This is a genomic window from Thiomicrorhabdus xiamenensis (assembly GCF_013282625.1).
Taxonomy (GTDB): domain Bacteria; phylum Pseudomonadota; class Gammaproteobacteria; order Thiomicrospirales; family Thiomicrospiraceae; genus Thiomicrorhabdus; species Thiomicrorhabdus xiamenensis.
On the sequence record NZ_CP054020.1, the window covers coordinates 472,892 to 498,450 of the forward strand.

Below are 25,559 nucleotides of genomic sequence, written 5' to 3' on the forward strand. Positions count from 1 at the left end.
CTATACGGCCACTTCTTTGTTGGCTAAATGCTTCCGGTGCTCATGTACTAAAATGTATGCTCTGCAACGGCTCATTTAGCCGCTTCGAATTGACAGCATAGTCATAACCCTCAATTCAGAAATTAGAATGCTTTCATTCTTCAAAAAGCCAGCGTAATGCTGGCTTTTTTGTTTTTAAAATTGACGCTTTATTAATCCGACTCGGGTTGATAGCTACTGTCGTAGAATTTCAGCAGTTCGATAAAGCGTTGATTATTTCTTAGGCTTTCGAAGTGAGAGTCGTTATAGATCGAATCCGCATTCCCTTCGGCACCATTGAGCGATTTTTCCAGATATTGCAAGGCCGTTTCCGTTGAGCCGAGAAGCGCGTAGGCGCTCGCCAGTTGATACATCGCATGGCTGTTTTCAGGGTCAATTCTCAGTGCCTGCAGGCATAATGAGATCGCCCAGTGCGGTTCGTCCATGTCCAATACGACATCCGCCTTGTAGGTCAGAGCTTCGGCGTTTTCCGGGTCGCGCTCCAGAATTTGATCATAAATTTCAACCTTGTTACTGGCAATCTGTTCCTGACCTGCCTTGAGCCACAGACTGTAGATATCCTGATGTTGCGAGAGCCTTTTCTGGGCGCTGGTGATACCGCGGGATTTTCGGTTAAGTTCCTCTTCGAGTTTTTCCAGGCGGTCTTCGTACTCGGAAACGACTTCTTCGATTTTGGTGTTTGCCAGAGTGTGCACCTTTTCTTTTACCTCGCGCAGGGAGTTCCAGCCGACCAATACCAGTACGGAACTGACTCCGGCGATAAGATAGAAAAAGTAAGTAATGGTATCGGTTGCATAGCTTACAGCGCGAGTTGTGGCGGCCATTTCCCGGTTAACAACCTCTTTGGTGATATCGACGTGAAGGTCGTTCATATCGGTGCGCAGTTGCTTGAGTTCATCAAGTACGTAACGTTCGATAAACGGGTTGTAGACGGGCTCCTCAAGATTCTCGATATCCTGAGTCTCTTTGGTATGTAACTGAGCCTGAACATTTGCGGAAAAAATAAATAAACTGAGTAAAAAAAGCGTGTTTCTAAGAAACGGCATGGTATCTCCGGTTGTGTCTGGAGCCCTTAATCCTAAAGCCTCAATTTGAAATGTCAAAAATCGGGGGAAATCGATTTGCTTCTTGCAGACGAATTTTCTAAATTAAGTTTTTTTTCTTGGAAGGAGTGCCGAATGTACGTCGAGTCAGACCAAAATACGTTTCCGGTTCTTTATTCTTATCGTCGTTGCCCTTATGCGATGCGCGCACGTCTGGCGCTCTACTTTTCCGGTATTCAGGTTGAGCAGAGAGAGATTGTTTTTTGGGATAAGCCCGATGAGATGCTGGCCGCTTCCGCCAAAGGGACGGTTCCGGTTCTGCTGTTGCCCGACGGTGAAGTGCTGGAAGAGAGTTGGGATATTATGTGTTGGGCACTGAAGGATAAGCAGGGAAAAAGTCCGCTTTATCCACAGGATGCCCAACAGCGGCAACTATTGGATCAATTAATTGCCGAGAATGATGCTGATTTCAAGCAGCACCTCGATGATTACAAATACCCTGAACTGTGCCAGAAGCATTATCCGGAGCTTTCGGCCGAGGAAGGTCATTTTAAAGCCCGTGCGCAGGGCGAAGTTACTTTGCAGAAGTTGGAACGGCGTCTATCTCAGAGTGCATACCTGCTGGGAGCAGCATTATCGGTAGCCGATTTGGCGATATTTCCGTTTGTCCGTCAGTTTGCGCATGTCGATAAAATCTGGTGGCAGCGAGCGGATTATCCCAATCTGAAAGCCTGGTTGGATAAGCAGTTAAGTAGCGGGTATTTCGCGGCGGTCATGAAAAACCGGCCGGTTTGGGAAGCGGGGCATCTACCGCTTTGGGTTGATGAGCCTGAACTGAAGCGAAAAGATCAGTTGCGCGCCAAGGCGGAAGGCAAGCGCATTCCGCGTTAGTTTATCGCAGGCGTGGCAGTTTAAACTGCCGCAACAGCATTAGAATCCCGAACAGCAGCAGATACAGTAATGGCATGAAAAGGTCGGCTTTGACCAGCAGCGCGTAGTGCAATATACCGAGAAAGGTGATTGGGTAGATCAGCTTGTGCAGTTGCTGCCAGCGGCGTTTGAGACGTTTTTGCCAGCCCTGGGTTGAGGTGATGGCCAAAGGAATGAGCAGAGTGAGTGCCGTCATGCCGATCATAATAAACGGTCGGGTGGCGATGTCTTCGACGGCTGCATCGATATCCAGCCCCATATCGAAAATAAAATACACCGCAAGGTGAAGTAACGCATAAACGAAAGCGCTGAGTCCGAGAATGCGTCGAATAAGGTGCATTGGAATCGGCCATTTGGGGACAAAAAGTTGCTGCACAGGCGATATGCTCAGCGTCAGCAGCAGGAAATAGATTGTCCAGTCGCCAGTGGTATGTTCCAGTGTTTCCACCGGGTTGGCTCCCAGATTGTCTTGTAATAGTTTCCAGCCTAAATCGATCCCTGGCAGGGCGCACACGAGACTGAAAATGAAGAGTTTGGCGGCCAGAGGCATGCTTTGTTTCCTTAGAAGTAGCGGCGTAAATCCATGCCGCTGTACAGTGAGGCGACTTCGTCTGCATAGCCGTTAAACATTAACGTTTTCTTCTTGAAGAATGAACCAAGAGGCCTTTCTTTGGCTTGGGACCAGCGTCGATGCGGAACTTGCGGATTGACGTTGGAGTAGAAGCCGTATTCGCTCGGAGTTGCTTGCATCCAGGAGGATATCGGCTGCTTTTCGACCAGACGAATGGTAACGATCGATTTGCTGCTTTTAAATCCGTATTTCCAGGGGACGATCAATCGGAGCGGTGCACCGCTTTGGTTCTGTAAGGCTTCACCGTACAGACCGGTCGCCATTAAAGTCAGTGGATGCATCGCTTCGTCGATACGCAGGCCTTCTCGGTAGGGCCAGTCGAGAATATTGAAACGTTGTCCTGGCAGGTTTTTTCGGTCGAGAATGCTGATGAACTCGACATATTTTGCCTTGCTGGTCGGTTCGACTTTATTGAGCAGTTTGCTCAGTGGAAAGCCGATCCAGGGAACGACCATTGACCAGCCTTCAACACAGCGGAAGCGGTAGATACGTTCTTCTTGTTCGATTGCCAGTAGATCGTCCATGTCGAATGTTTGCGGTTTGGCACATTCGCCTTCAATTCGCACTTGCCAGTTGTCGGTAATCAGCCGGTCCGCATTGCGGTAAGGGTCGGATTTATCCGTACCGAGTTCATAGAAGTTATTGTAGTGCAACGCATGTTCCGCATCGGTCAGCTTCAGGTCGGGGCGGTACTGCGGGTTTGGCTGGAATCTTAAACTGCTGTCGGCAAAAGCGTTCAAAGGCGTGCTCAGAAGGCCTGCCGCACCTATGGTGCGAAGAAGCTGCCGACGATTTAGGAACCACTCCTGTGGCGTAATATCGGATTCTTTTAGATGTGACATGGCGATCGGGCCTCCATCCGGAATGCGTATCAAAACAATTTCGTTTACTGATACCTTAGCGTGATTTGCTTAAGATGCCTAGCGGCAGATATTGAGAAAAAATGGATAAGAGCTGTCTGAATTGTTTTAAAACCAACCCGGCATCGCGTATTTATTTCTCTCTATAGTTGTCGTATGGAACATTATTAGACCGAATCGACGGCAAACGGTAAAATAAAACGTTTCATTCGGTTTTTACCGGCGAGCAGCGCAGAAAAGGATCATAAAATGCAAAAAGTAAAAGTGGGTATTGTCGGTGGTACAGGTTATACCGGCGTTGAATTATTGAGACTTCTGGCCAATCATCCTCAGGCTGAGGTAAGTATGATTACTTCGCGTAGCGAAGAGGGTGTGGCGGTTGCAGATATGTACCCGAATTTGCGTGGAATTTATGATCTCCAATTCACTCAGCCGGACAGCGAAAAACTGAAGTCCTGCGATATCGTCTTCTTCGCCACCCCGCATGGGGTTGCCATGAGTATGGCGGACGACTTGACCTCTGCCGGTGTCAAGGTGATCGATCTGGCTGCCGATTTCCGTATCGAAGATTTGGATGTGTGGTCCAAGTGGTACGGTATGCCGCATACCGAAGCAAAGCTTTTCGACAAGGTCTGTTACGGTCTTCCGGAGTATTTTCGCGACAATATTGCCAAGGCGATGATTATCGCCAATCCGGGCTGTTATCCGACCAGTGTCCTGCTGGGATTATTGCCTTTGCTTAAGGCGGGGGTGATTGATCCAAGCAATATCATTGCCGACGGCAAATCCGGTGTCAGCGGGGCCGGGCGCGGAGCGAATGTGGCTATGCTGGGCGCGGAAATGAGTGAGAGTTTCAAGGCTTATGGCGTTTCCGGACACCGTCACCTTCCGGAGATGAAGGAGAAGTTGACGCAATTGAGCGGTGGAGAAGTCGGTTTGACGTTTGTGCCGCATCTGGTGCCGATGGTTCGCGGCATGGAAAATTCGATCTATGCGACGATGAAAACCGATATGTCTCAGGCGGAGCTGCAGCAATTATTCGAAGAGACCTATAAAAACGAGCCGTTTGTCGATGTGATGCCGGCGGGTAGCCTTCCGGAAACGCGAATGGTTAAAGGTTCGAATATGTGCCGTCTGGCTGTGTACCGTCCTCAAGGCAGTTCTCAGGTCGTCGTGACTTCCGTGATCGACAACCTTGTAAAAGGTGCGGCGGGTCAGGCCGTGCAGAATATGAACATTCTGTTCGGCCTCGAGGAAACCTTGGGGCTGACTCAGGTTGCGTTGTTGCCGTAAGGTTTTGTTAACAGGTAGAAAATGCGATAGGGGCGGTGTTGAGCTCTATAGAGTGCCTTAATCAGCCCCTCTCTTTTTTGCTATAATGCTTTTTATTTGCGCTTGGCAATGACATGAAAAGGAATCCGATATGTCTGATACACCAGCACCTCTAGTTTTTACCGAAGCGGCGGCCTCTAAAGTCAGCGGCTTGATCGAAGATGAACAGAACCCGAATCTGAAACTGCGTGTTTATATCACCGGTGGCGGTTGTTCCGGCTTTTCGTATGGGTTTACCTTTGACGAAAATCAGGCCGATGACGATACGGTTGTCGAGAAAGACGGCGTGACTCTTCTGGTTGACCCGATGAGTTTCCAGTATCTTGTCGGTGCAAAAATCGATTATTTGGAAGATTTACAAGGCGCGCGCTTTGTTATCGAAAACCCTAATGCAACTACGACCTGTGGTTGCGGTTCTTCATTTAGCGTATAAGATACGCACTCAAAAAACTGACTAATTTCAGGGCAGCTTATGCAATACATTCCAGGTTTAGCGGGGGTTCCGGCAACGGAGTCTCAGATCTCTTTTATTGATGGTCAAAAAGGAATTTTGACCTATCGCGGCTATGACATTCAGGAACTGGCGGAATATTCTTCTTTTGAAGAGACGACGCTTTTACTTCTGTTTGGCGAGTTGCCGGCTGCAGAAGAGTTGAACCATTTTGATCGCCAGCTGCGAGAAAACCGTCGGGTTAAATTCAATATCCGCGAGATCATGAAAAACCTGCCAAGCACGACTCATCCGATGCATATGCTGCAGGTCGTGGTAGCCAGTCTGGCGAGTTTTTATCCGAGTACCGAATATATGAAAGGCGGTACTGAAAACCAGGAATACATCAATGATGTAACCGTTAAGATTATCGCTCACATGGGAACGCTGGTTGCCATGTGGGAGCATATGCGTAACGGTTTTGATCCGATCGAGCCGCGTAAAGATCTGACCTATGCGGAAAACTTTCTGTATATGCTCAATGGCGAAGAGCCGGATAAAGACTGGGCTCGACTGTTGGATGCAATTCTTATTTTGCACGCAGAACATACGATCAACGCTTCGACCTTTACGACGATGGTCACCGGATCGACTCTGGCTAATCCGTGTTCGGTTATTTCGTCGGCGATTGCGTCGCTTTCCGGGCCTTTGCACGGCGGAGCGAATCAGAAGGTTATCGAGATGCTGGACGAAATCGGTTCTCCGGAAAATGCACGTCCGTATATCGAGCAGCGTTTGGCTGACAAGAAAGTGATCTGGGGAATGGGGCACCGTGAATATAAGACTAAAGATCCTCGGGCGAGTATTTTGCAGAAGCTGTCTAATGATCTTCTGAAAGGCAAGTCGGCCAAGTTAAGTAAGTCGTTTGCAACTGCTCTGGAAGTGGAAAAGGTTTGTGAAGAACTGCTTGGACACAAAGGGGTTTACCCGAATGTCGATTTCTATTCCGGAATTCTGTATAAGGAAATGGGCTTTGACCCGGGGCTGTTTACACCGATTTTTGCGGTAGCGCGTTCCGCTGGGTGGATGGCGCACTGGCGCGAGCAATTGCAGAATAATCGTATTTTCCGTCCGACACAGCTTTATACAGGCAAAGGCAAAGCGTGTTATCTACCATTGGATGAAAGAAAATAATCCTGCTTTTCAGGTAGAGATAAAAAAAGCCGCTTAATTGCGGCTTTTTTTATGGCTGCAAGTTGGGCTCCTGCTAAAAAGGACAACCCATTGCTGTGGCGTTCTCTTTTACGCGATCTCTTTCGGCAGAGTCCTGTTGCGGATCAAACTGATCACGCTCATACCAGCCTTGAGTGTGCTGTAAAATCAGCTCGGCCAGCATTTCGGTATGATCTGCGCGATCATTAAGGCATTTAATGTAGCTGAACTTTTCGCCGCCGGCCTCTTCGAAATATTCGCGGTTTTCTTCGTCGATCTCTTCAATGGTTTCCAGGCAGTCGGCCGAGAATCCCGGGCAGATCACCTGAATATCTTTGATTCCTTGAGACGGCAGAGACTTCAAAGTTGCGTCGGTGTAAGGTTTAATCCACTCTTCTTTACCGAAAAGCGACTGGAAAGTGACTTTGTATTCGTCCTTGCTTAAACCAAGCTCTTCCGCAACCAGGCGCGAGGTTACATGGCACTCGCAATGATATGGATCGCCATTATCCAGATAGCGCTGAGGGACGCCGTGATAGGACATCACCAGTAATTGTGGCTTGCCATGCTCCGCTTGGTGTTCGCGGATGCTGTTGGCTAGCGCTTTGATGTAACCGGGATGACGGTGGTAGTGGTTGATAAAACGCAGTTCCGGAATCCAGCGCCAAGTCTGCAATTCTGCAGACACGGCATCAAAGGTAGAGGCGGTAGTGGCTGCGGCATATTGCGGATATAGAGGCAATACAACGATGCGCTGACAGCCTTTTTCATGCAGTTCCCGCAAAGCGCTGGCGATCGAAGGGTTTCCGTAACGCATTGCCAGAGCGAATTCCACGCGGCCCTGAAAATGCGGTTCGACGGATTTCTTGATGCCTTCCAGTTGACGCTGCGTAATGTTTAGCAGAGGTGCGCCGGGACCTTCTGAATCCCAGATGCTGGCATAGGCTTCCGCTGATTTTGCCGGACGGGTATTAAGAATAATGCCGTTTAAAATCAGCTTCCATAGCCAACGGGCCGGAGGCGGCTCAACAACGCGAGGATCTTCTAGAAATTCTTTTAGGTAAGGCCTTAACGCTTCTTTGGTTGGTGCGTCAGGGGTGCCTAGGTTCGTAATTAGTATTCCGGTGGCGCTGGTTTCGCCATGCTGGAATTGAGCTCGTCCGTGATAATGCATTACTTTCTCCATAATTGGGACAGTAATGATTGTATAGCTTTTGTATAAAACAACAACCGCCAGTGATGAGTATTTTTCGGCAATCACCTTTGCATAGGTGCTGAATTCAGGGCGAAAAAAAACCCAGAGTATTTTGGCTCCGGGTTTCTTTTAAAGGAGGGTGACTTTTACTCGTCATCGTCCGATAGTTTCAGTTTTTTGGCGCGTTTTGCAATATCCGGATCCACCGAGAAGGCAAAAGCGATCATTTCCGGCCATACTTCATTGATTTTTTCAATGTTGGATGACTTCATGGTGCTGGTTCCGTTTAGGAAACGGAAAAATGCGCTAGGCGTGATCCCGGCAACTTCAGCAACGCGGTGCTTAATGATGCCCTTATATTCAATATAGTATTTTAAGCGTTCATTGAACTTCATTGCTTTTCTCCCAAATAATCATTTTTCACTTCATGTTTGATGAAGATTGGCCTTTAAAACAGTGGCGTCTGATTTAAAAAGCTTTTATTGTTATTAAAATGTACTTTTTGCATTTTTTTTACAGTTGCTAATTATAGCCTTTGTTGCGCTTAATGCAATAAAAAGAGGTTATGTTAAAAATTTTTTTTATAAATAATAAATATGCTTTTAGCAAACAGTTACAAAAGTATTTGTTATGTTGCTGTCTATGGTTTTCTTATAAATTTAAGGAATGGGTTGTTATAGCAATAGTTTATGAGAAGGGGGTATTCGTGCGTTTTTTGCAATAATAAAATCTGTTGCGTTAACTAATCACTTTTGTGCGGAATTATATTTTGATATGGCGTTTAGTATATAGCGAAAGGATTTGCAACAGGATAAGTGTTTGCTCTGTCGGTATTGTATTGCCGAACAGAGCCTTTATTAGAGAGTCTGGAACCGGTGAATTATGAAAATCTCCGCGTAATAAAACGGATTAGCAAAAACAGTCCGAGTGCAAGCCAGGGATAGACAACAAATTGCAGAGTGGAAAATAAAGCGCTATAGGTGCCGCTGAGATGTTCCAGGTTTTCGACGGTTAATTGTCCGTTTTCCGCATTCATCAGTGCGCTGATCGCGACAAAAAGAACAACAATACTCAGTCCCAAGCCTGCCTGCCAAAAGATTTTGCTCCAAATGTCCATATTTTCTCCTGTAATTATTGAGTGTTCTGCATCTTCTTGACTTGATTGCAGCTCGTTGTAAATTTGTTTTTAAGCTGTGTTTTGTCGAGGGTTTTCAGCTCATTGGTAACTTCCTGATGAATGCCGGCGAGTTGTTGCAGGGCTTGGTTTTTGCCGTTCATACCGCCGGCGATAATGATTAACGTATTCGCAGCAGTTAGCTTTTGAGCTTGCTGTTTCAGACCGTAAGAATTCGAAATAAGCGCGCATGTCGCGATAATGTGAATTTTATTTTGCAGGCTTTCCGGCAGTTCTGAAACTTGCAAGCCTTTGAAGTTCTCATTCGTCTGCAGGTTTTCATTGAGACAGATTTTATCAAAAAGCTTTTGTTTACTTTGCGAGCTGTATTCGCGGTAGCTGCGTTCGAAAGGCTCTATTTTTTGAGCCACCAGCTTCTCCTGCTCGTCGGCCGCTATAGAGGGATTATTTTGTTGATGAAGTTTGCGCAATTTCTGAGTGAATTGTTGGCGTTGCTGCGGTTCTGCAAGCGCGGCGCAAATGGCATAACGCTGTTCCTGTTGTTTTAACTGTCGAGCGTCTGTGCTATCCGCCAAAGACGCTTGTGTGAATAGAACTGAAAAGATGAAGAGATAGGACGTTAGATTTTTTGAAAGTCGTGATGTCTCCATATGGGGCTCCGTAGGGAAATGGGTTATGGATAATTGGCTTCATTGTACTGAATAAGCAAGTTTGTGAAATAAGAATCCCTTGCAGGCAAGAAAGTCTCAATGTTTTTAATAAATTAACGGAAATAAAAAAGGCGATAACTCGAAGGTTACCGCCTTTTAATCAGGCCGAAAATCGACCTATCAGTCTTGTTGTTAAATTAAGACTGTTACAGAAGACCACCTAGAAGACCGTTGTCACCGCCCAGGATTCCGCCAAGAAGACCGTTGTCACCAAGCAGCCCACCAAGAAGTCCGCCGGTTTCAACGGTTGCGCCTGCAGAAACAGAGGCATCCGCAGAGCTGCCGCCAAGAAGACCGTCAAGCAGACCGTCGTTGCCAGATAGTAGATCGCCTAGTCCTAGCAGTCCACCTTCATCACCGCCGCCTAGTAGACCGCCAAGCAATCCGCCTCCAGATAGCAGGTCACCGACGATTGGCAAGTTACCCAGGGTGCCTTCAAGAAGATCGGTTACCGTATCAACTACACCCGTTACAACGCCGTGCTCACCGATCAAGGTGTTTAGTAGTCCGCCGACCAGTCCGTCTTCACCTAGAAGACCACCGACAAGGCCGTTGCTTCCAAGAAGGTCGCCGACAATTGGAAGGCCGTTCAATAGGCCGCCTTCACCACCTAGAAGACCGCCTAGAAGTCCGCCTTCGGCACCACCTAGAAGATCGCCAACGATTGGAAGGCCACCTAGAAGTCCGCCGACCAGACCGTCTTCACCTAGAAGTCCACCAAGAAGACCGCCATCTGCGTTGCCGCCAAGAAGACCGCCAACAACTGGTAGACCTTCAACAAGGCCGCCTACAGTGCCAAGTAGACCGCCTACTAAACCTTCTGGACCTAGTAGGTTAGGAAGAAGTCCTTCTGGGCCAGTGATGCCGGCTAGAACGTTGTTATCGATTGATTCAACAAGTCCTAGAACGTCGCTGACGACTGGAAGGCTGGTAACAGTGCCGACAACGTCATTGATAAGTGTTTCGCCTGGAAGAATGGAATGCAGTGTTGAGGTTACGAAACGTACGTCTTCGCCAAGAAGCGGAAGGCTGTGAAGGGTATCTAGTAGTGGTGATACGGAATCACCGACAACAGGCAAGCTTTGCAATGTGCCTACAGCAGCGGCAAGGCCGTCATCGGAATGTTTGGTAGTTGGGGTTTCAAGACCTAGAAGTGAAACGAGCATGTCTTTCTCCTGAATTATGTAAAAAAGTAACTTAATTATTTTTTTGACTGCTGTAAAACAAAATACTGATGTTTAAAAAGCGGCAATACGAAGAGAAAATTAACTTATTTACTAAAGATTGACAAGACTTTTACAGTAAAAATTTTTTAATGGCTGGTTGTTAAAAGTAAATATGGAACATTTTAATCCTAATTTCCTACCTAAATACTGAGAAAAATACATTAAAAACAGTTATATGTTGTTTTTGTGATTAATATGGAATTGTTAATTGCTAAATTTGCATTAATAAAAGTGTTGCAATGAAGGAGTGGGTCATTACAATAAGGACGGTAAACAATTTATTTAACTTGTTTTAAGTAGCTAGAAAAGTTCATTGTTTATTATGCTTCGTATATTTTGATTACCCGCCTATGGCGGGTTTTTTTATTTTTAGCCCCCGAGTATATGGGAAAAGATAACTTTTAGTTCTGTTGTTAAACACATTTATGGCGACTTGCTGGGTAGGGCGGATGTGATTGCTTGCAGAGTTTCCTGCAGGACGCTTTCCAACTCTGGACGCAGGTTTTGCTTGTCTGTGATTGTTTTGGCTTGGTAGAAGGCTTTAGTGCTCTCGAACAGACGATCCAGACAAACAACCGAGCTAACACCTTTCAAGGTGTGTATTTCCCTGTCGAATGTTGCCGAGCCGCTGTCATAGTTCCGGTTGTTCTCTATAAAGTCCTGATAGGATTGTAAAAACTCGCCGAGCAGGTAATCAATTTTTTCCGTTTTCTGATAGCGTTCCTGCAGCTCAGTGAAGTTAATGAGGGGGGCTTTTTCCTCTGAATTCAAAGGATTATTGTGTCGCTCCTGTTGTTCATTTTCTACCCCGCGTCGTGGCAGGTATTCATCAAGAGTGGATTCCAGTTTACTGAGCGTGATCGGTTTGCTCAGGTGCTGGTTGATACCGGATTCGCGGCACAGGTCAATGTCTTCTTCCATTACCGCCGCGCTTAAAGCGACAATCGGCGTCTGCGAATCACGCTCGCGGATTTTGACGGCAGCCTGAAAGCCATCCATTACCGGCATCTGCAAATCCATCAGGATCAGATCAAAGGTTTTCTGTGAAGCGATCTCGACCGCCTCTTGTCCGTTTCTCGCCTGTTCGACTTCGAGTCCGAGATCTTTCAGGAAGTCGGTGGCAACAAAGAGATTGATTTCGTTGTCTTCGACCAGCAAAACGTTGCCGCTGAAATGCAGCGGGTGTTCGGAATCTTCGTAGTCGTTTTTAATCTCTTCAGGGTGGAGCAGTATTTCAAGCATTTTGTGTGCGATGACAGGTTTAAGAACCAGACGGGTCATCGGCGGTTTGCGTACTTTCAACTCTTTACGCAGGCCTTCCTGACGGCCCTGTTTGCCCAAAAGATAGATTGGGCAATGCAGAGAATCCAGCGGGAATACTTCTTCGATACGTTGCAGGCTTTTGCCTTGAAGTTCAAGGATGACAGCATTATAGGTACGCTGCTGCACTTTTTTCTGGCATTCCGGAAGGTTCGTACAGAGGTCGGTCTGCATCTGTGCAAGATTCAGCGTCTGTCTGAGGTTTTCCGCTTCATCGTGTCGGCCGATTAAGGCCAGTACTCTGAAAGGTGCTCCGGAATCGGTTGCCGGTGCAATGTGCTCGTTGCTCTTTTTGAAGCCCAGTTTCAGAGTGAAGCCGAAGCGGCTGCCGTTCTGGTAGTCTTCATCCAGCCAGATGCGACCTCTCATCTGCTCGACCAGCTGTTTACTGATAATCAGCCCCAGCCCGGTTCCGCCGTATTTACGGGTGTTGGAACTTTCCGCCTGAGAGAAAGGCTTGAACAGGCGGTGTCGATGTTCGGGCGAAATTCCGATACCGGTATCGGTTACCAAAGTTTCAAATTCCACCTGGTTGTTATGGCTGTGCAGCTTGCGCATGGAGATAATAATTTCACCTGAAGAGGTGAATTTCAGAGCGTTTCCGACCAGATTGTTCAATACCTGGGAGATTCTTAAGGGGTCACCGATCAGCTGGTTTGGAATTTCCGGGTCAATCAGGAAGATCAGCTCGATGCCTTTGTGTTCGGCTTCGATCGAGAAGAGGTCGGCAAGATTGGAAAGCAGTTCGCCGAGATTGAATTGAGTGCTTTCAAAACTGATTTTTCCGGCTTCGATTTTAGAATAGTCGAGAATGTCATTGATGATGTTCATCAACGCTTTGGAGGTCCGAGTCGATTTTTCCAGATATTCCTGCTGTGTTTCATTCAGAGGGGTTTTGCCCAGAAGCTCGTTGATTCCGATAATTCCGTTCAAGGGGGTGCGGATTTCATGCGACATATTGGCCAGAAAGAAGCTTTTCGCACGGTTGGCGTTTTCCGCGCTGACTTTAGCTTGAATCAACTCTTCCTGGAGTTGCTTGGTTTCACTGATGTCGTGCACGGTACCTTGCGCAAGGATCGTTTCGCCGTTTTCATCGCTGGAGAAAGTTGCTCTCTCCAGAACGTATTTAATGCGTCCGTCACTCATTTGAACCCGGTACTCAACCTGAAACAGGCTGTTTTCCTCTTTAGCATGCAGAAAAGCGTTGTGCACTCGCTGGCGGTCATCCGGATGGATGTCCTGAATAAGATCTTCGAAGACCGGTTCGAAGGTAAGTGGGTTCTTTTCGAAAATAGTGAACATTTCCAGAGACCAGTTCAGCTTCTTGGAAATGAAGTTATAGGTCCAGCTTCCCAGTTTACCGAGGCTTTGTGCCTGAATCAGGCGTGAACTCTGTTCTTCCAGACGATTTTGGATCTGTTTGAAGTCGCTGATGTCGTGGAGGATTGCATACAGAAGGTCGCGATTCTGGCCGTGGATTTTACGGATTTTTATCAGCACGTCTTTAGCTTGTCCGCTGCGATTGACGAGCACACTCTCGAAAGAAACGACGTCGCGGTGTTCGAGTTTTTTAATCTGTTTGAGAATGCTACCGGTGGCATCTTCCGTATCGATATCCTTAAGAGAGAGTTCGGCCAGTTCACCGGGGCTGAATCCGAGCAATTTACAACTGGTCTGGTTGAATTCCATTAATTTGAGCGTTTTGGCATCAATCAACAAGATGCCGTCAAGCGACTGCTCAAACAGGTTGTAGTATTTGTTCTCGAATTCGTCGTGTCTTTCCTGCAGTTGTTTTTGCGGGCGCAGGTCGGTTGCGTTGAGCACCAGTCCGTTGGGCTCGCGATTTTCGTCGAGCTTGGTGAATAGCGACAGCATGACCGGTATGGTACTGTTATTGCGGGTTCTCAATTGCGTGGTAAAGGCTCGGACAGGCTGGTGTTCGATAATTTTATAGAGGCTCTGAAAGCTTAAGGGCAGTGTTTTTTCCGGGATATCGATGTGCATTTTCTGCGCGTGACGGATAAAGTCGATCGGGTTGAGCAGCATTAACAGACTGAGTTTGCCGACCACCTTGTCACTGAAATAGAACAGTTGTAATTCGGCGGTACGGTTGAAATGCGTGATGATTCCATCACGGTCGCAGGTGATCAAGATACTGTCAATGGTATTGAACAGCGTCTGCTTCTCGTGGGTCAGGCGCTGCGCTGTCAGCTCATGTGTTTTGCGCTCAGTAATATCGCTGTGGGTACCGATCATTTTTTCGGGTTTGCCGCTCTGATCGTAATTTAGTACAACCCCGCGATCCAGCAACCAGCGGTATTGATTGTTTTTGTCTAAGACCCGGATTTCGTTCTGATAGGCATTGCGCTGGCCCTGGAAAAGTTCTCCGAGCAGCTTCCGGCTTTTGGCAAGGTCTTCTTGATGGATTAACTTCAGCCATTGCTGCATATCGGGCAGGTGGCAATTCTCTTTATAGCCGAGTATCGCGCACAGTCGGTCCGAAAAATACAGCCGGTCTGTTTTGATATCCCATTCCCAATAACTGTCTCCGCTTCCAAGCAGGGCGGTTTTCCAGCGACGTTCCTGAGAGAGAAGCTGGGATTCATAGTCTTTGAACTCGGTGATTTCATAACAGCTACCGGTACAGATGACCTGCCGGGTTTTATCCAGCATACATTTGTATTGTAATCGCCAGTTCTTATGGCGTTTTTTCCAGGGGATCTCAATTTCAAAGTGGCCTTTGAAAGGCAGGGGGCGATTGTTGATTTCCTGATGGATCTGTTGCAGGTTCTCAGCCAGAGGTGCGGGTAAAAGTTTAATCTCATCAAGCGAATAGAGTGATTTGTTTTTCAGAAAAGGCCAGAGCTTTAACAATGTTTTGTCAAAGCGGAAGGTCTGCTCGGCAGGTGAAAATTCCCAGAAGCCGATACGGGCACTTTCACTTGCCAGCAACACTTGCTGATTGAGGTGCTGAAGTTGTCGGTTCTGTCTTTTAATCAGTCTGAAAATAATGATGGCGCCAAGGATGAAAAGCGCCAGGGCCACCAGGCTACTGACCAGATAGCTGCGGTTGTGATCTTTGTTCAGCTGTTGCAGGTATTCCGGTTTGATGCGCACAATCAGAGAGAGATTTTCCTCCAGCGGTAAATTAAGGCGAACCGCCAGCTGGTTGTTTTGTTCGATAACCGGCACCTTGGCCAGTTGGTTTATTGTCAGCTGATATTCCGAGGCCAGATTAATCGGCGGATTCTGGTAGGCTCCCCAGTTGTTTTCTTTCTCATAATGACAGATCGGGTAGCTTTGTGCGTCAAGCAGAATGGCGTTATACAGAAAGGGTGATGTCACGAGGTTTTTGAGCAGATCCTGAACGAACAGTTCGACGGTCACGATGCCGTGGAAACCGTCTTCGTCATAACTGCTGAGAGTGGCGCGGACGGTTGCCGTAATTTCGCCATTCTGTTGTACGTTTGGGTTTTGTCTGCTGGAGCCCAGTTTGGAGAAATGCAGCATGGAGTAGGGATCTTGGCGAGCGCGGATAAAGTAATCGCGCTCGGCTAGGTTGGACAGTTTGTAACTCTCAACCAGATAGGGGGCTGAGTCCCGTGTATTCCGGGTAATGCGAATCTGTTCATGGCCGTTTTGGTCGATGACCTGTAGCTGCTTGATGCGCTCATGGGCGCGAGCAAAACCGTGCAGTAAATCCGTTAAGGCGGTTTTACTGCCTTTGTTTTTGAGATAGTTGACGAAAATGCTGTTTTCTTCAATGGCGATGAGGGTGTCAGCCGTATCGCGAAGCACTTCATTAAAGTGACTTTCGTTGTACTGGATTTCGTGCAGCGCTTGCTGATAGGACGTATCGACGGCATTTTTATGGAAAAAAGAACGATCAATGCTGTATACGGCTACCACCGTCAGCAAACTCAGAGTCAGCAGTGCCAAGCCTATTTTCAGCGTTGCCATTGAGATTAGTTTCATTGCTTCAGTTCCTGCCGTTCGGGCTTAGCGTCACTTTCTTGAATTCTAACAGGATTTATAAGTCTTCCTCACATTAAGTAATTTTCCGGTCATGGACAAGTGGCGTGATTTTGAGGCTTGTCAATTTCGTCAGACGGTTCTCGGTTCAATAAGTTTTCAGGTAAAAGAAAAGCCTAAAAGTTGCTTTATATTGCAATAAAAAATGTCAGGTTGAAGTTAACGGCCGGGATTCTTAAACTGAGTTTTCAGTAGAGCCGGAGCTAGCGGCGTAATCGTTAATTTAATCTGTAACAAGGTAAAGATCTCTATGAAAGGGTTTCATGGGTTAGAGACCTGCCTGCACTGCGCATTTTTAATTGCGGTAGGTGCGGTACTGGAAGTGATCGCAATCGCTCTTCTGTAAAGTCGCCCCGCGAAAGGAACGGGCGCTTTAAGCTGGGATCAAACTGCGATTTAGTCCGGGTAAAGTACGCCTGTTCCGCCCAGTCCGCAATAACCGTGCGGGTTTTTCTGCAGATAATCCTGATGATATTCTTCGGCACGATTGTAGTTTTTCAAAGGCGCGATTTCGGTCGTGATTGCACCATAACCGTTTTGGCTTAGCGCCTGTTGATAACGTTCTCTGGTTATTTCCGCTAAGGCCTTTTCGTTTTCCTGTTGATAGTAGATGACACTGCGGTAATTGCTGCCGACATCATTTCCCTGACGGTCGCCCTGAGTCGGATCGTGATTCTGCCAGAAGTGGATCATTAATGTCTCCAAATCGACCAGTCGTGGATCGTAGATAACCTTGATGACCTCGGCATGGTTGCGTTCGTCGCTCATTCCCATATGTAAGGCTTTTTCCAGCGATAGAACCTCCTGATAAGAGGTCGAAGCGCTATCTCCACCGGCGTATCCGGATTCGACATCAAGGACACCGGATATTTCGCTCATGCGCTTTTCCGCGCCCCAGAAACACCCCATACCGAATACAATTGAAGCTCTGTTCTGAGTTTCGTTCATCTATTTCCCCTCTTCTTTTTGCAGCTGTTTGAGGTCTTTAAGAATCTGAGCTACATGTTTCTGCGGATCCACATTCCGGTAAATTCGAGCAATTCGCCCCTGTGGGTCAATAATAAAGCTGTGACGTTTGGCGAATTTCACAATGCCCAGATTCAAAACCGCGTCATATTTTTGTGCAACGACGGCATCCTTATCGGCAAGCAGACTGAATGGCAGGCGATATTTTTCGGCAAATTTCTGGTGACTGCTGATCGAGTCGACGCTGACTCCGAGGATAACCGCCTGTTGGGCAATCAGCCGATTGATATTGTCTCGAAAGCTGCAGGCTTCGGTGGTGCAGCCGGGGGTGTCGTTTTTCGGATAGAAATACAGTACGACCCAATTTCCTCGCTGCTGTTGCAGAGAAACCGATTTCTGGTGCTGATCAAACAGTGAAAACTGCGGCGCCATTTCCCCGGTTTTAAGTTCCGCTGCCGCAAAGGGCGAGAACAGGAGTGCCATAAGAGGAAGGAAGACAAATAGCAGTGTTAAACGAGACATTCGGGGTTCCTTATCGGTATGTATCTTCGGTCATTATGCGCTTTTAGGCTTTGTAATGCCAATGACTGCGGCCGGGCTGCTTGGGGATTTTCATCCCCTTAATTCATTCACGCGCGGGTTTTGCATTTTTGTGGCAGGGCGAGGCGTTGTTCGGCAAAGCGCAGAAGTGACCTTAATATCGGGATCTGGCTGTATACGTGTTTGGCTGGATCCCAGTAATCGATATGCGAGCGGACACGCCCGTCCGTGTCAAAGGCGACTTTACTCATGCCGTCAAACTGTTGCGTCCTGTGTCGGTATCGGAAGTCGAAGCGCCAATACAGATAGCCAGTGCCGTTCTGTCCGACGGCCATGTCGAGAACGGTGAATTTCGGTGCCTGAAGGGTCGCGAACATATGTTCGAAAAGGCTTAGGGTATCGGTTTTGCCATGAATGCGGTTAAACGGATCCTCAAAATAGATCTGTTCGCAGAGAAGAGGGCTCAAATCGCTTTGGAGCGTGTTTTGATTGAGATTTTCATAGGCTTGAGCGTAAGCAGCTAACCACTCGGGTATCGGATCAACCATCTTTTAGCATCCTCTTATTTATAGACAGGCTCCAGCTTTTTGGCAGACGTTTTAGCATCCCCAGCAGTATCGATAAGGTCCACGGAAAACGCAGTTCAAAGCGATTCTGCTCGAATAGCGGCACGATTTTGCACGCCGCTTCCTCTGCTTCCATCAGGCCGGGCATAGCAAAACGGTTTTTTGCGGTCAAGCGGGTTTTGACGAAGCCGTGATTAATTACTTGAAGTTTGATGTGCTGCCGGGCTAATTCCGGCGCGATCGATTCGGCAAGATTCAACAGAGCCGCTTTGGGCGCCGAGTAACCTCCTCCATAGGGCAGGCCGAAATCGGCGGCCAGGCTGATATTCCATAGCCAGCGCATCGGTTTACTGTGTCGCGCCTGAAGCTGCTGCAGCGGGATCATCAGTTTGACGGCACCAAGATAGTTGCTTTGATTCATCGAATCAAAGGCGTTCCAGTCCCATTCGGAAACCGTCATCGGTTGGTAGAGACCGACATTGTAAAACCAGTAATCGAGACCTCCGGCCAGTTCCCAGGCCTGTTGGCAGTAGCTTTGTAAGTTTTCTTCGGTGATATCGCAGTCCAGAAGATGCAGTATTCCAGAGTTAAACCGTTTCTGAAGCTGAATAAGCTCTAATGACTGGGTCGCTTTTCTGGAAGAGGCAACCACCGTGAATCCGCTGTCCAGTAATTGACGGGTTACGGCCAGGCCGATGCCTTGCGAAGCGCCGACGATCCATACCGTTCTGTTTTGCTTCTGTTCCATGTGATTGCCTCAAGCGTATGCGTTCGGGAAGAGGGATTATGCTCCTGTACAGCTTTGTATAGATTTGGCGGCATTTTTTACAATGCCTTTGCCAAAGGAATTCTGCCGCTCTATTCCCCATAAAATAGAGTGTTTCATTAACGGGGGCGAAGATCTTTGTTTACCTCTTGTCCTGCTTTTTTATTTAATTTGTATAATAAATTTGAAATTATGTAAAGGTTTTTGTATAACTTTAAAAAAGGGTGTGTATAGGTTGAAGGTGCGAAATGAAATCAATAGTTATGCGAAGCGGTATTGCCCCGGGACAAAGCGTTGCGGTAATTGGTAGCGGGATCAGCGGTTTGGCCAGTGCATGGTTTCTGGGTCAGAGGCATCGGGTCACGCTGTTTGAGAAAGATGCTCGGCTGGGCGGACATACCAACACCTGTTCGGTACAGCTTGAAGGTGTCGACCAGCCGGTGGATACCGGTTTTATCGTTTATAACCGACCGAATTACCCGCATTTGAACGCAATGTTTAAACACCTCAAGGTCCCGATTGAAAATACCGAAATGAGTTTTTCGGTTTCGGTTGATCAGGGGCGAATCGAGTATTCGGGCAATAATCTCAACACGCTTTTTGCTCAACGCAGAAACCTTCTCTCGGTCGCACACTGGAAAATGTTGGCCGAGATTCTGCGTTTCAACCGTCAGGCCAAAAAAGATCTGTTCAACGGCCAGCTTCGCACGCTCAGCCTTGAGAGCTATTTGCTCAAGCATCATTTCAGCCTGCGGATGCGCGACTATTATCTGCTTCCAATGGCTGCGGCAATCTGGTCGTGTCCGGTAAAAACAATGATGGCCTTTCCGGCAGAGAGTTTTTTGCGCTTTTTTGAAAATCATGGCCTGCTCAACATTCAGGATCGCCCACAGTGGGAGACGGTAAAAGGGGGCGCGCAAAACTATATCGATGCCCTGATGCACAAAGCCAATTTTTCCGTAGCTTACGATTCGGTGCGCGGGGTTGCTAAAAGCGCAGATGGCTTGAAGGTCATAACCAAAAACGGTGAGGCGTTTTTCGATCATGTGGTTTTTGCCGCGCATGGGGATCAGAACTGGCGGCTGTTTGACAGCACTCTGCAACAGTCCTTCAGCTGTATGCAGGCCTTTAAGTATCAGCAGAACATCGCATATCTGCACAGTGATCCGCGTCTGATGCCCAGACGTAAAAATGCCTGGGCAAGTTGGAATTATCTGCGTGAAAGCTGCAGTGAGGAGCGTAATGTCGCAGTTACCTACTGGATGAATCAGCTGCAGAATATCCCGCTGAAAACGCCGCTGCTGGTGACGCTGAATCCATTACAGGAACCTGAGGAGCACAAGACTTTTCAGCGCATTCAATATGAACATCCGGTCTTTGACCAAGGGGCGATGGATGCCCAGAAATCTCTGAGTGGACTTCAGGGAGTGGACAATTGCTGGTTTGTCGGCGCCTATACCGGTTACGGATTCCACGAAGACGGTTTGCGCAGTGCGGTGGATTTGGCACGGAGATGGAATGTTTCTCTGCCGTGGGAAAACCGGAGAACGGAAGTATGAATATGTCTGGATATGAGAAGAGATCGGCCGTGTATTTCGGTTCGGTGATGCATCAGCGGATGTTTCCGGTGCACTATGCCTTTCAGTACAAAGTTATGAGTCTGCGGGTCGAGGTTGACCGGATTGAAGAAGAGATTGGAGCGCTGAAAGGATTCTGCAAATTTCTTTCGCTGAATCGCTTCAATCTATATAGCCTGAATTACAAGGATTTTGGCGCACGTGACGGAAAACCGTGGCGACCATGGTTGGAGAGCCTTTTGGCTGAATACGGGGTCGAGAAGGCGCCGAAGCGTATTGAACTGGTCTGCTCGCCGCGTTTTCTGGGAATTGTCTTCAATCCGCTGGCGGTGTGGTATGCCTATGACGAGCAGGACCGAATGATCGCGGTTGTCGGTGAAGTGAGCAATACCTTCGGTCAATGGCATCACTATGTATTAAGTAACCGTGGCAAGCCTTTATCTGCACAGGCTTGTAAGGTGCAAGCCAAAGCGGATAAGGCTTTTCACGTTTCCCCGTTTATTGATATGGACTGTGAATACCGGTTTCGCCTGAAAGCGCCCGGAGATACCTTTCACTTGGGTATTTACCAGAGCTGTCGGAAGCAGCCGATGTTGGTGGCGACTCAAGCAGCTACCGCTTTGCCTTTGACGCGTAAATCTCTATTACGGGCCGCTTTAGCGATGCCGTTTAACAGCCTCAAGGTGTTGACCATGATCCACTGGTGGGCCTTAAAGATCTGGTTTTTGGGCGGTAAATTTCACCATACCCCTAAGAAGCAGGCGAACGTTAAATATTCACACTCGGAGATGCTGTTATGTTGAAAAATTTCACCACCGGTCGATCTTTATTGGGTAGCGTCTGCGAGCGTTTCATTGCCCCTTCATGGGTTCAGAATATGCTTTTGAAGCTGCCTTTCGATCAATTGCAATACGGCAGTTTGACATTAACTTTCGATGATCAACGAAGCCGTCGTTATGAAGGTAACCAGCCCGGCCCGCATGCCGAACTGATTGTCGTTCGTCCTTTGCGAGCCTATTGGCTGCTCAAAACGCAGGGGGATTTGGGGTTAGCTCAGGCATACTTCGAGAGTGCCGTCGAGACGACGTCGCTATACCGTCTCTTGAAACTGGCGCATCTTAATGCCGAGCAATTCGATGCTCTGTTGAACAACCGATGGGGTCATTGGCGGCACCTGTGGCGACACCGAAAACGGCATAATTCTCTGGCGAACAGTCGTCGAAATGTGTCCTATCACTACGATCTGGGAAATGACTTTTATGCGCTTTGGCTGGATTCGACTATGACCTACTCAAGCGGTATTTTCCAAGGCGATACTTTCTCTTTGCAGCAGGCTCAGGTGGTTAAAAACCAGCGTATTCTGAATGAACTCGGAATTGTCGGCGGTGAGCACGTTCTGGAGGTTGGTTGCGGTTGGGGTAGCTTTATGCAGTGTGCCTTGCAAAGAGGGGCTAGCATCAAGGGATTGACGTTGTCGGCAGAGCAGCAAAAATATGCTTTGCAGCGCCTTAAAGAATTTCCGCGTGAGCGTTACGAGGTGGCTCTGCAAGACTATCGTCACGAAAACCGACAGTATGATCATGTCGTTTCGATTGAGATGTTTGAGGCTGTCGGGAAAGATTACTGGGACAGTTATTTTACAATGCTGAAACAACGGTTGAAAAAAGACGGCAAAGCGCTGCTGCAGATTATTACGATTGCCGAGGAAAAAGCCGAAACTTATCAGTCGGGAGTGGATTTTATTCAGGCGTACATCTTCCCAGGAGGTTTGCTGCCGAGTGTTACTCAGATTGAAACGCTGAGCGATGCGTACGGTTTTAAGATCATAAATCGTCTCGACTTCGGTACAGATTACGCGACCACCTGCCAGCTGTGGAAACAGCGCTTTAATCACCATGGGGATCAGTTGCAACAAATGGGGTATGACAAGACGTTTCAGCGGATATGGAATTACTATCTGGATTACTGCACGATCGGGTTTGAGAGCGGACAGGTTTCGGTGTGCCAGTTTACGCTGGCGCATTCCTGAGGTTGTCCGACGATCGGTTTGGTATTTGCTCAGGGAAAACGCACACGGTGTCTAATGTGGCTAGGAGAGGCTTTATGGAGAAAACTACATTGGTGTGGCTCCAGCGAGAATTACGCTTGAGTCATCTTCCGGCTTTGCAAGATGCGATTGCGCAGTCTGATAAGGTGGCATTGGTCTATTTTCATGACCCGCAAAGAACACTGGGTCAGGCGAATAGCGTCTGGCTTGCACACAGCTTGCTTCGACTACAAGCCTCACTGCGGCATAAGGGCGCGGAGCTTTTGCTGTACAGCGGCGATTTTGCGCAGCAGTTTGCATTGGCTCTGCAGGAGATTGAACCTCAGCAGGTTTTCTATAGTGTTCAGGTCGGCCAGCCGTTTACGGAAATGCAGAATCTTGCTTTGCAAATGTGTAAGAAACGACAGGTGGCTCTGCAGCCGTTCTACTCCGAATTTTGGTTTACGCCCGGCGAAGTCGTCAACAAACAGGGGAATCCCTATGTGGTTTTTACCCCGTTTTACAAAGCGGTTGTGGACAAGCTGCCGGCCTTGCAGCCGCTTGATGAAAGAGTGGTGACCCGGGATGAGGACTGGCTCAAATTACACTGGCCGCAGTTGCCGGCTGAACGTTTTGAATTGCCGCTGAGTCTGCGGGAGATTCAGAACCGGCCTTGGGCGCAAAAGCTGCTGCAATATTGGCAGCCGGGAGAGGATGCCGCGTGGCAGCAGCTGCAGCGTTTTATTACGCAAAACCTGAGCGATTACGATCATGACCGAGATTTTCCGCTATTGGATGCAACCAGCCGACTCTCTGCTTACCTGCATTTCGGGGAAATCTCCGCCCAAGCGATCTATTTCGAATTAATAGCCTATGCTGAAGAAAACCCGCAACTGAATGCGCAGCCGTGGCTTAGACAACTCCTGTGGCGGGAGTTCGCCCGTCTGATGTTATGGTTTTTCCCGAATACGGAAACCGAGCCTTTTCAGCAGAAGTTTGCAGATATGCGCTGGCAGGATAATGCCGAGTCGCTCTCCGCCTGGCAAAGCGGGCAGACCGGAATTCCGATTATTGATGCCGGTATGCGCGAGCTCTGGGAAACGGGCTATATGCATAACCGTGTGCGGATGTTGGTTGCTTCGTTGCTGACAAAAGATCTTAATGTGAATTGGCGTCACGGACAGGCCTGGTTTGCGAACACACTGCTGGACGCCGACCCGGCGAATAATGCCATGGGCTGGCAGTGGGTTGCGGGATGCGGTGTTGATGCAGCGCCTTACTACCGTCTTTTTAATCCCTTGCGCCAAAGCGAGAAGTTTGATGCCCAGGGCGATTACATCCGCAAATGGGTGCCTGAGTTGCGAACGCTTTCAAGCAAAGCGATTCACGCGCCCTGGCTCTATCCTCAGGAGTGTGTACTCAAGGGGATTAATCTGGGGAAACATTATCCGTATCCGGTTGTCGATTTAAAGCGCAGCAGGGCTCAGCACCTGCTTCGGGTCGACAAACTCAAACGGGGCGGGAAGCGTGCCTAATTGCGCCTTAGAGCGTTCTTGTCTAAGATAGGCGGATTTGAATTTAATTGACTGTGATCGAGTGCCATGGACCAACCTCTTTATCCAATTCGTGAGGTCTCGCGACTGACCGGCGTAAATGCAATTACCTTGCGCGCCTGGGAGCGTCGTTATGGCTTGGTGGAACCGGTACGAACCGAAAGCGGGCATCGACTCTATACCGATGAGCATATTGAGGTGCTCAAGCGTGCGGTGGATCTGACCCGGCAAGGGGTTGCGATCAGTCAGGTCAAAGCGATCTTGCAGGAAAGTCCGCAGGCTTGCGAGGCGCCGAATGAATTACGCTCTATCGCCAATACGCTTGCAGCCAGCGCACAAAATAGTGATTACCCAGCTTTACAGACGGCGATCGATTCGCTGTTTGTCGAATTTGACGAGCTGTCCGCTCTGCAGACGTTATGCGAGTTGGATGCGGATCTGCATGACGCGTCTGCCAGAACATGCTGGGAGAGTGCACTCTTACCCCGTTTGTATTCTCGCCTGTATTTTGCGCAACAGCGGCTGAAGAATCTTAAAGGCCATCGGCATTGTCAAAACGTTTATGTTGCTTCCAGTCCGAAAGTGGACTCCCAGTTGGCGCAGGTTCTGTGCGGACTCTGGTTAAGTCATCAGGGAATTGTTCCGTTTTTGGGTGGGGTCAAACCTTTGCCGTCTACACAGGCGTTAAAGCAATTACAATGCTGCGGCCTTGTTATGCTGGCGGAAAGGAGCCTGGCAGAATTTGCCGAAGAAATCCATTACCCGGGATTGACGAGTGTTTTCATGACCCTTGAAGAGGCTCGGATGGACAAGGTGTCAGCGGTACAGATGGAGCTGAAATCCTACCGCGAGCTGTTTGCAGATCTTCCGCAGATTCAGGCGACTGTTTTCTAAGCCAGCAACGCTGGCGGGCGGTTTTAATTGGCGCCTGAATTTTCTGCTTTCAGCCTAGCTTCGAGTTCGGTAATCTTCTTTTCGGCCGCTTCCAGTGCCATTTGCAGCTCGACCTGTTCAGTCACATCTTTTTGAATGCCGATATAGTAAGTCAGTCGATCGTGTTCATCATAGAAGGGGGTGACGCTGAGTTCATTCCAGAAATGTGAACCGTCTTTGCGGTAGTTTTTGAGGATGGTGCGCACCGGTTGGCTGCTATCAATTGCTTCACGGATTTTATGTACCGACTCCTGACGGGTATCTTCCCCCTGAAGAAAGCGACAGTCCTGATAAAGGATTTCATCGGCGCTGTAGCCGGTCAGCTTTTCAAAGGCGGGATTGACATAGATCAGAATCGTATCTTCGCCTTCTTTCTCCGCTACGACAATGCCGTCCTGAGCCTGCTCGACGAGTTGCAGGAGAAGTGCGTTGCGCAATTTAGGGTCTTTCATTAAGGCCACCGCTAGTAGAATTGCCACCATTGTATCCAAGGCCTATATGGGCGGCAACTATTTCCCAAAACGCTTTTTTGCATCG

23 protein-coding genes are annotated in these 25,559 nt (G+C 48.2%); 9 read left to right on the forward strand and 14 right to left on the reverse strand.

Features of this window, described 5'->3' with window-relative positions:
* Positions 1–191 precede the first annotated feature (191 nt).
* Positions 192–1,085, reverse strand: coding sequence for a tetratricopeptide repeat protein (locus tag HQN79_RS02205; protein WP_173284068.1), 894 nt, complete (start codon positions 1,083–1,085; stop codon positions 192–194).
* A gap of 132 nt (positions 1,086–1,217) precedes the next feature.
* On the opposite strand from HQN79_RS02205, the gene HQN79_RS02210 reads away from it, so the two are divergent.
* Complete coding sequence (locus tag HQN79_RS02210) at positions 1,218–1,973, forward strand: glutathione S-transferase (RefSeq protein WP_173284069.1); 756 nt, start codon at positions 1,218–1,220, stop codon at positions 1,971–1,973.
* A 1-nt stretch (position 1,974) separates the two neighbouring features.
* Here HQN79_RS02210 and HQN79_RS02215 read toward each other — a convergent pair whose 3' ends face one another.
* Both HQN79_RS02215 and msrP read right to left on the reverse strand, forming a co-directional pair.
* A complete protein-coding gene (locus HQN79_RS02215; protein ID WP_173284070.1) occupies positions 1,975–2,562 on the reverse strand; it encodes a protein-methionine-sulfoxide reductase heme-binding subunit MsrQ in 588 nt (195 codons plus the stop codon).
* Positions 2,563–2,573: 11 nt separating this feature from the next.
* A complete protein-coding gene (msrP, locus tag HQN79_RS02220; RefSeq protein WP_173284071.1) occupies positions 2,574–3,485 on the reverse strand; it encodes a protein-methionine-sulfoxide reductase catalytic subunit MsrP in 912 nt (303 codons plus the stop codon).
* Between the two features lie 267 nt (positions 3,486–3,752).
* Here msrP and argC point away from each other — a divergent pair, with 267 nt between their 5' ends.
* The 3 genes from argC to HQN79_RS02235 all read left to right on the forward strand — a co-directional run bounded on the left by argC (position 3,753) and on the right by HQN79_RS02235 (position 6,459).
* Positions 3,753–4,796, forward strand: coding sequence for an N-acetyl-gamma-glutamyl-phosphate reductase (argC, locus tag HQN79_RS02225; protein ID WP_173284072.1), 1,044 nt, complete (start codon positions 3,753–3,755; stop codon positions 4,794–4,796).
* Between the two features lie 130 nt (positions 4,797–4,926).
* Complete coding sequence (erpA, locus tag HQN79_RS02230) at positions 4,927–5,268, forward strand: iron-sulfur cluster insertion protein ErpA (RefSeq protein ID WP_173284073.1); 342 nt, start codon at positions 4,927–4,929, stop codon at positions 5,266–5,268.
* A 39-nt stretch (positions 5,269–5,307) separates the two neighbouring features.
* Positions 5,308–6,459 carry a citrate synthase gene (locus HQN79_RS02235; RefSeq protein WP_173284074.1) on the forward strand — a complete coding sequence of 384 codons (1,152 nt, stop codon included), beginning with the start codon at positions 5,308–5,310 and terminating at the stop codon, positions 6,457–6,459.
* Positions 6,460–6,532: 73 nt separating this feature from the next.
* Here the strand turns inward: HQN79_RS02235 and hemH are convergent, their stop codons facing one another.
* From hemH to HQN79_RS02285, 10 genes are all read right to left on the reverse strand, one after another.
* Positions 6,533–7,651: a ferrochelatase gene (hemH, locus tag HQN79_RS02240; RefSeq protein ID WP_173284075.1), complete on the reverse strand. Its 1,119-nt coding sequence runs from the start codon at positions 7,649–7,651 to the stop codon at positions 6,533–6,535.
* Between the two features lie 167 nt (positions 7,652–7,818).
* Positions 7,819–8,067 carry a helix-turn-helix domain-containing protein gene (locus HQN79_RS02245; protein ID WP_173284076.1) on the reverse strand — a complete coding sequence of 83 codons (249 nt, stop codon included), beginning with the start codon at positions 8,065–8,067 and terminating at the stop codon, positions 7,819–7,821.
* Between the two features lie 485 nt (positions 8,068–8,552).
* Positions 8,553–8,789 (reverse strand): hypothetical protein, encoded by a 237-nt coding sequence (locus tag HQN79_RS02250; RefSeq protein ID WP_173284077.1) that lies wholly within the window; start codon positions 8,787–8,789, stop codon positions 8,553–8,555.
* A 14-nt stretch (positions 8,790–8,803) separates the two neighbouring features.
* Positions 8,804–9,382, reverse strand: a complete 579-nt coding sequence (locus HQN79_RS02255; protein ID WP_173284078.1) for a hypothetical protein — start codon at positions 9,380–9,382, stop codon at positions 8,804–8,806.
* A gap of 281 nt (positions 9,383–9,663) precedes the next feature.
* A complete protein-coding gene (locus HQN79_RS02260; protein ID WP_173284079.1) occupies positions 9,664–10,683 on the reverse strand; it encodes a hypothetical protein in 1,020 nt (339 codons plus the stop codon).
* A 483-nt stretch (positions 10,684–11,166) separates the two neighbouring features.
* Positions 11,167–16,038 (reverse strand): PAS domain-containing hybrid sensor histidine kinase/response regulator, encoded by a 4,872-nt coding sequence (locus HQN79_RS02265; protein WP_173284080.1) that lies wholly within the window; start codon positions 16,036–16,038, stop codon positions 11,167–11,169.
* Positions 16,039–16,491: 453 nt separating this feature from the next.
* Positions 16,492–17,043: a peptide-methionine (S)-S-oxide reductase MsrA gene (gene msrA, locus HQN79_RS02270; protein WP_173284081.1), complete on the reverse strand. Its 552-nt coding sequence runs from the start codon at positions 17,041–17,043 to the stop codon at positions 16,492–16,494.
* Positions 17,044–17,583, reverse strand: coding sequence for a peroxiredoxin (locus HQN79_RS02275; protein WP_173284082.1), 540 nt, complete (start codon positions 17,581–17,583; stop codon positions 17,044–17,046). It abuts the gene before it with no gap.
* A 107-nt stretch (positions 17,584–17,690) separates the two neighbouring features.
* The gene (locus tag HQN79_RS02280; protein ID WP_173284083.1) at positions 17,691–18,149 is read right to left on the reverse strand and encodes a nuclear transport factor 2 family protein; all 459 of its coding nucleotides are present in this window, start codon (positions 18,147–18,149) and stop codon (positions 17,691–17,693) included.
* The gene (locus tag HQN79_RS02285) at positions 18,142–18,915 is read right to left on the reverse strand and encodes an SDR family NAD(P)-dependent oxidoreductase (RefSeq protein ID WP_173284084.1); all 774 of its coding nucleotides are present in this window, start codon (positions 18,913–18,915) and stop codon (positions 18,142–18,144) included. Before HQN79_RS02285 ends, HQN79_RS02280 begins: the two co-directional genes overlap by 8 nt.
* 266 nt (positions 18,916–19,181) lie before the next feature.
* On the opposite strand from HQN79_RS02285, the gene HQN79_RS02290 reads away from it, so the two are divergent.
* The 5 genes from HQN79_RS02290 to HQN79_RS02310 all read left to right on the forward strand — a co-directional run bounded on the left by HQN79_RS02290 (position 19,182) and on the right by HQN79_RS02310 (position 24,983).
* Positions 19,182–20,492 carry an NAD(P)/FAD-dependent oxidoreductase gene (locus tag HQN79_RS02290; protein WP_238843400.1) on the forward strand — a complete coding sequence of 437 codons (1,311 nt, stop codon included), beginning with the start codon at positions 19,182–19,184 and terminating at the stop codon, positions 20,490–20,492.
* Entirely contained in the window at positions 20,489–21,313 is an 825-nt protein-coding gene (locus tag HQN79_RS02295; protein ID WP_238843401.1) for a DUF1365 domain-containing protein, read from the forward strand. Before HQN79_RS02290 ends, HQN79_RS02295 begins: the two co-directional genes overlap by 4 nt.
* Positions 21,307–22,539 carry an SAM-dependent methyltransferase gene (locus tag HQN79_RS02300; protein WP_173284085.1) on the forward strand — a complete coding sequence of 411 codons (1,233 nt, stop codon included), beginning with the start codon at positions 21,307–21,309 and terminating at the stop codon, positions 22,537–22,539. The genes HQN79_RS02295 and HQN79_RS02300 overlap by 7 nt, the downstream gene beginning before the upstream one ends.
* 74 nt (positions 22,540–22,613) lie before the next feature.
* Positions 22,614–24,071 carry a cryptochrome/photolyase family protein gene (locus tag HQN79_RS02305; RefSeq protein ID WP_173284086.1) on the forward strand — a complete coding sequence of 486 codons (1,458 nt, stop codon included), beginning with the start codon at positions 22,614–22,616 and terminating at the stop codon, positions 24,069–24,071.
* Positions 24,072–24,137: 66 nt separating this feature from the next.
* Positions 24,138–24,983: a MerR family transcriptional regulator gene (locus tag HQN79_RS02310; RefSeq protein WP_173284087.1), complete on the forward strand. Its 846-nt coding sequence runs from the start codon at positions 24,138–24,140 to the stop codon at positions 24,981–24,983.
* A 23-nt stretch (positions 24,984–25,006) separates the two neighbouring features.
* Here HQN79_RS02310 and HQN79_RS02315 read toward each other — a convergent pair whose 3' ends face one another.
* Positions 25,007–25,474, reverse strand: coding sequence for a PAS domain S-box protein (locus HQN79_RS02315; RefSeq protein WP_202984501.1), 468 nt, complete (start codon positions 25,472–25,474; stop codon positions 25,007–25,009).
* Positions 25,475–25,559: the final 85 nt, after the last annotated feature.

Excerpts from the sequence above, each read along its gene's own strand:
- erpA (WP_173284073.1), top strand. The coding sequence starts at position 4,927 with ATGTCTGATACACCAGCACCTCTAGTTTTTACCGAAGCGGCGGCCTCT.
- msrA (WP_173284081.1), bottom strand. The coding sequence starts at position 17,043 with ATGAACGAAACTCAGAACAGAGCTTCAATTGTATTCGGTATGGGGTGT.
- HQN79_RS02310 (WP_173284087.1), top strand. The coding sequence starts at position 24,138 with ATGGACCAACCTCTTTATCCAATTCGTGAGGTCTCGCGACTGACCGGC.
- HQN79_RS02265 (WP_173284080.1), bottom strand. The coding sequence starts at position 16,038 with ATGAAACTAATCTCAATGGCAACGCTGAAAATAGGCTTGGCACTGCTG.
- HQN79_RS02215 (WP_173284070.1), bottom strand. The coding sequence starts at position 2,562 with ATGCCTCTGGCCGCCAAACTCTTCATTTTCAGTCTCGTGTGCGCCCTG.
- msrP (WP_173284071.1), bottom strand. The coding sequence starts at position 3,485 with ATGTCACATCTAAAAGAATCCGATATTACGCCACAGGAGTGGTTCCTA.
- HQN79_RS02250 (WP_173284077.1), bottom strand. The coding sequence starts at position 8,789 with ATGGACATTTGGAGCAAAATCTTTTGGCAGGCAGGCTTGGGACTGAGT.
- HQN79_RS02210 (WP_173284069.1), top strand. The coding sequence starts at position 1,218 with ATGTACGTCGAGTCAGACCAAAATACGTTTCCGGTTCTTTATTCTTAT.
- hemH (WP_173284075.1), bottom strand. The coding sequence starts at position 7,651 with ATGCATTATCACGGACGAGCTCAATTCCAGCATGGCGAAACCAGCGCC.
- HQN79_RS02300 (WP_173284085.1), top strand. The coding sequence starts at position 21,307 with ATGTTGAAAAATTTCACCACCGGTCGATCTTTATTGGGTAGCGTCTGC.
- HQN79_RS02235 (WP_173284074.1), top strand. The coding sequence starts at position 5,308 with ATGCAATACATTCCAGGTTTAGCGGGGGTTCCGGCAACGGAGTCTCAG.
- HQN79_RS02275 (WP_173284082.1), bottom strand. The coding sequence starts at position 17,583 with ATGTCTCGTTTAACACTGCTATTTGTCTTCCTTCCTCTTATGGCACTC.
- HQN79_RS02315 (WP_202984501.1), bottom strand. The coding sequence starts at position 25,474 with ATGAAAGACCCTAAATTGCGCAACGCACTTCTCCTGCAACTCGTCGAG.
- HQN79_RS02305 (WP_173284086.1), top strand. The coding sequence starts at position 22,614 with ATGGAGAAAACTACATTGGTGTGGCTCCAGCGAGAATTACGCTTGAGT.
- HQN79_RS02280 (WP_173284083.1), bottom strand. The coding sequence starts at position 18,149 with ATGGTTGATCCGATACCCGAGTGGTTAGCTGCTTACGCTCAAGCCTAT.
- argC (WP_173284072.1), top strand. The coding sequence starts at position 3,753 with ATGCAAAAAGTAAAAGTGGGTATTGTCGGTGGTACAGGTTATACCGGC.
- HQN79_RS02205 (WP_173284068.1), bottom strand. The coding sequence starts at position 1,085 with ATGCCGTTTCTTAGAAACACGCTTTTTTTACTCAGTTTATTTATTTTT.
- HQN79_RS02290 (WP_238843400.1), top strand. The coding sequence starts at position 19,182 with ATGAAATCAATAGTTATGCGAAGCGGTATTGCCCCGGGACAAAGCGTT.
- HQN79_RS02245 (WP_173284076.1), bottom strand. The coding sequence starts at position 8,067 with ATGAAGTTCAATGAACGCTTAAAATACTATATTGAATATAAGGGCATC.
- HQN79_RS02295 (WP_238843401.1), top strand. The coding sequence starts at position 20,489 with ATGAATATGTCTGGATATGAGAAGAGATCGGCCGTGTATTTCGGTTCG.
- HQN79_RS02260 (WP_173284079.1), bottom strand. The coding sequence starts at position 10,683 with ATGCTCGTTTCACTTCTAGGTCTTGAAACCCCAACTACCAAACATTCC.
- HQN79_RS02285 (WP_173284084.1), bottom strand. The coding sequence starts at position 18,915 with ATGGAACAGAAGCAAAACAGAACGGTATGGATCGTCGGCGCTTCGCAA.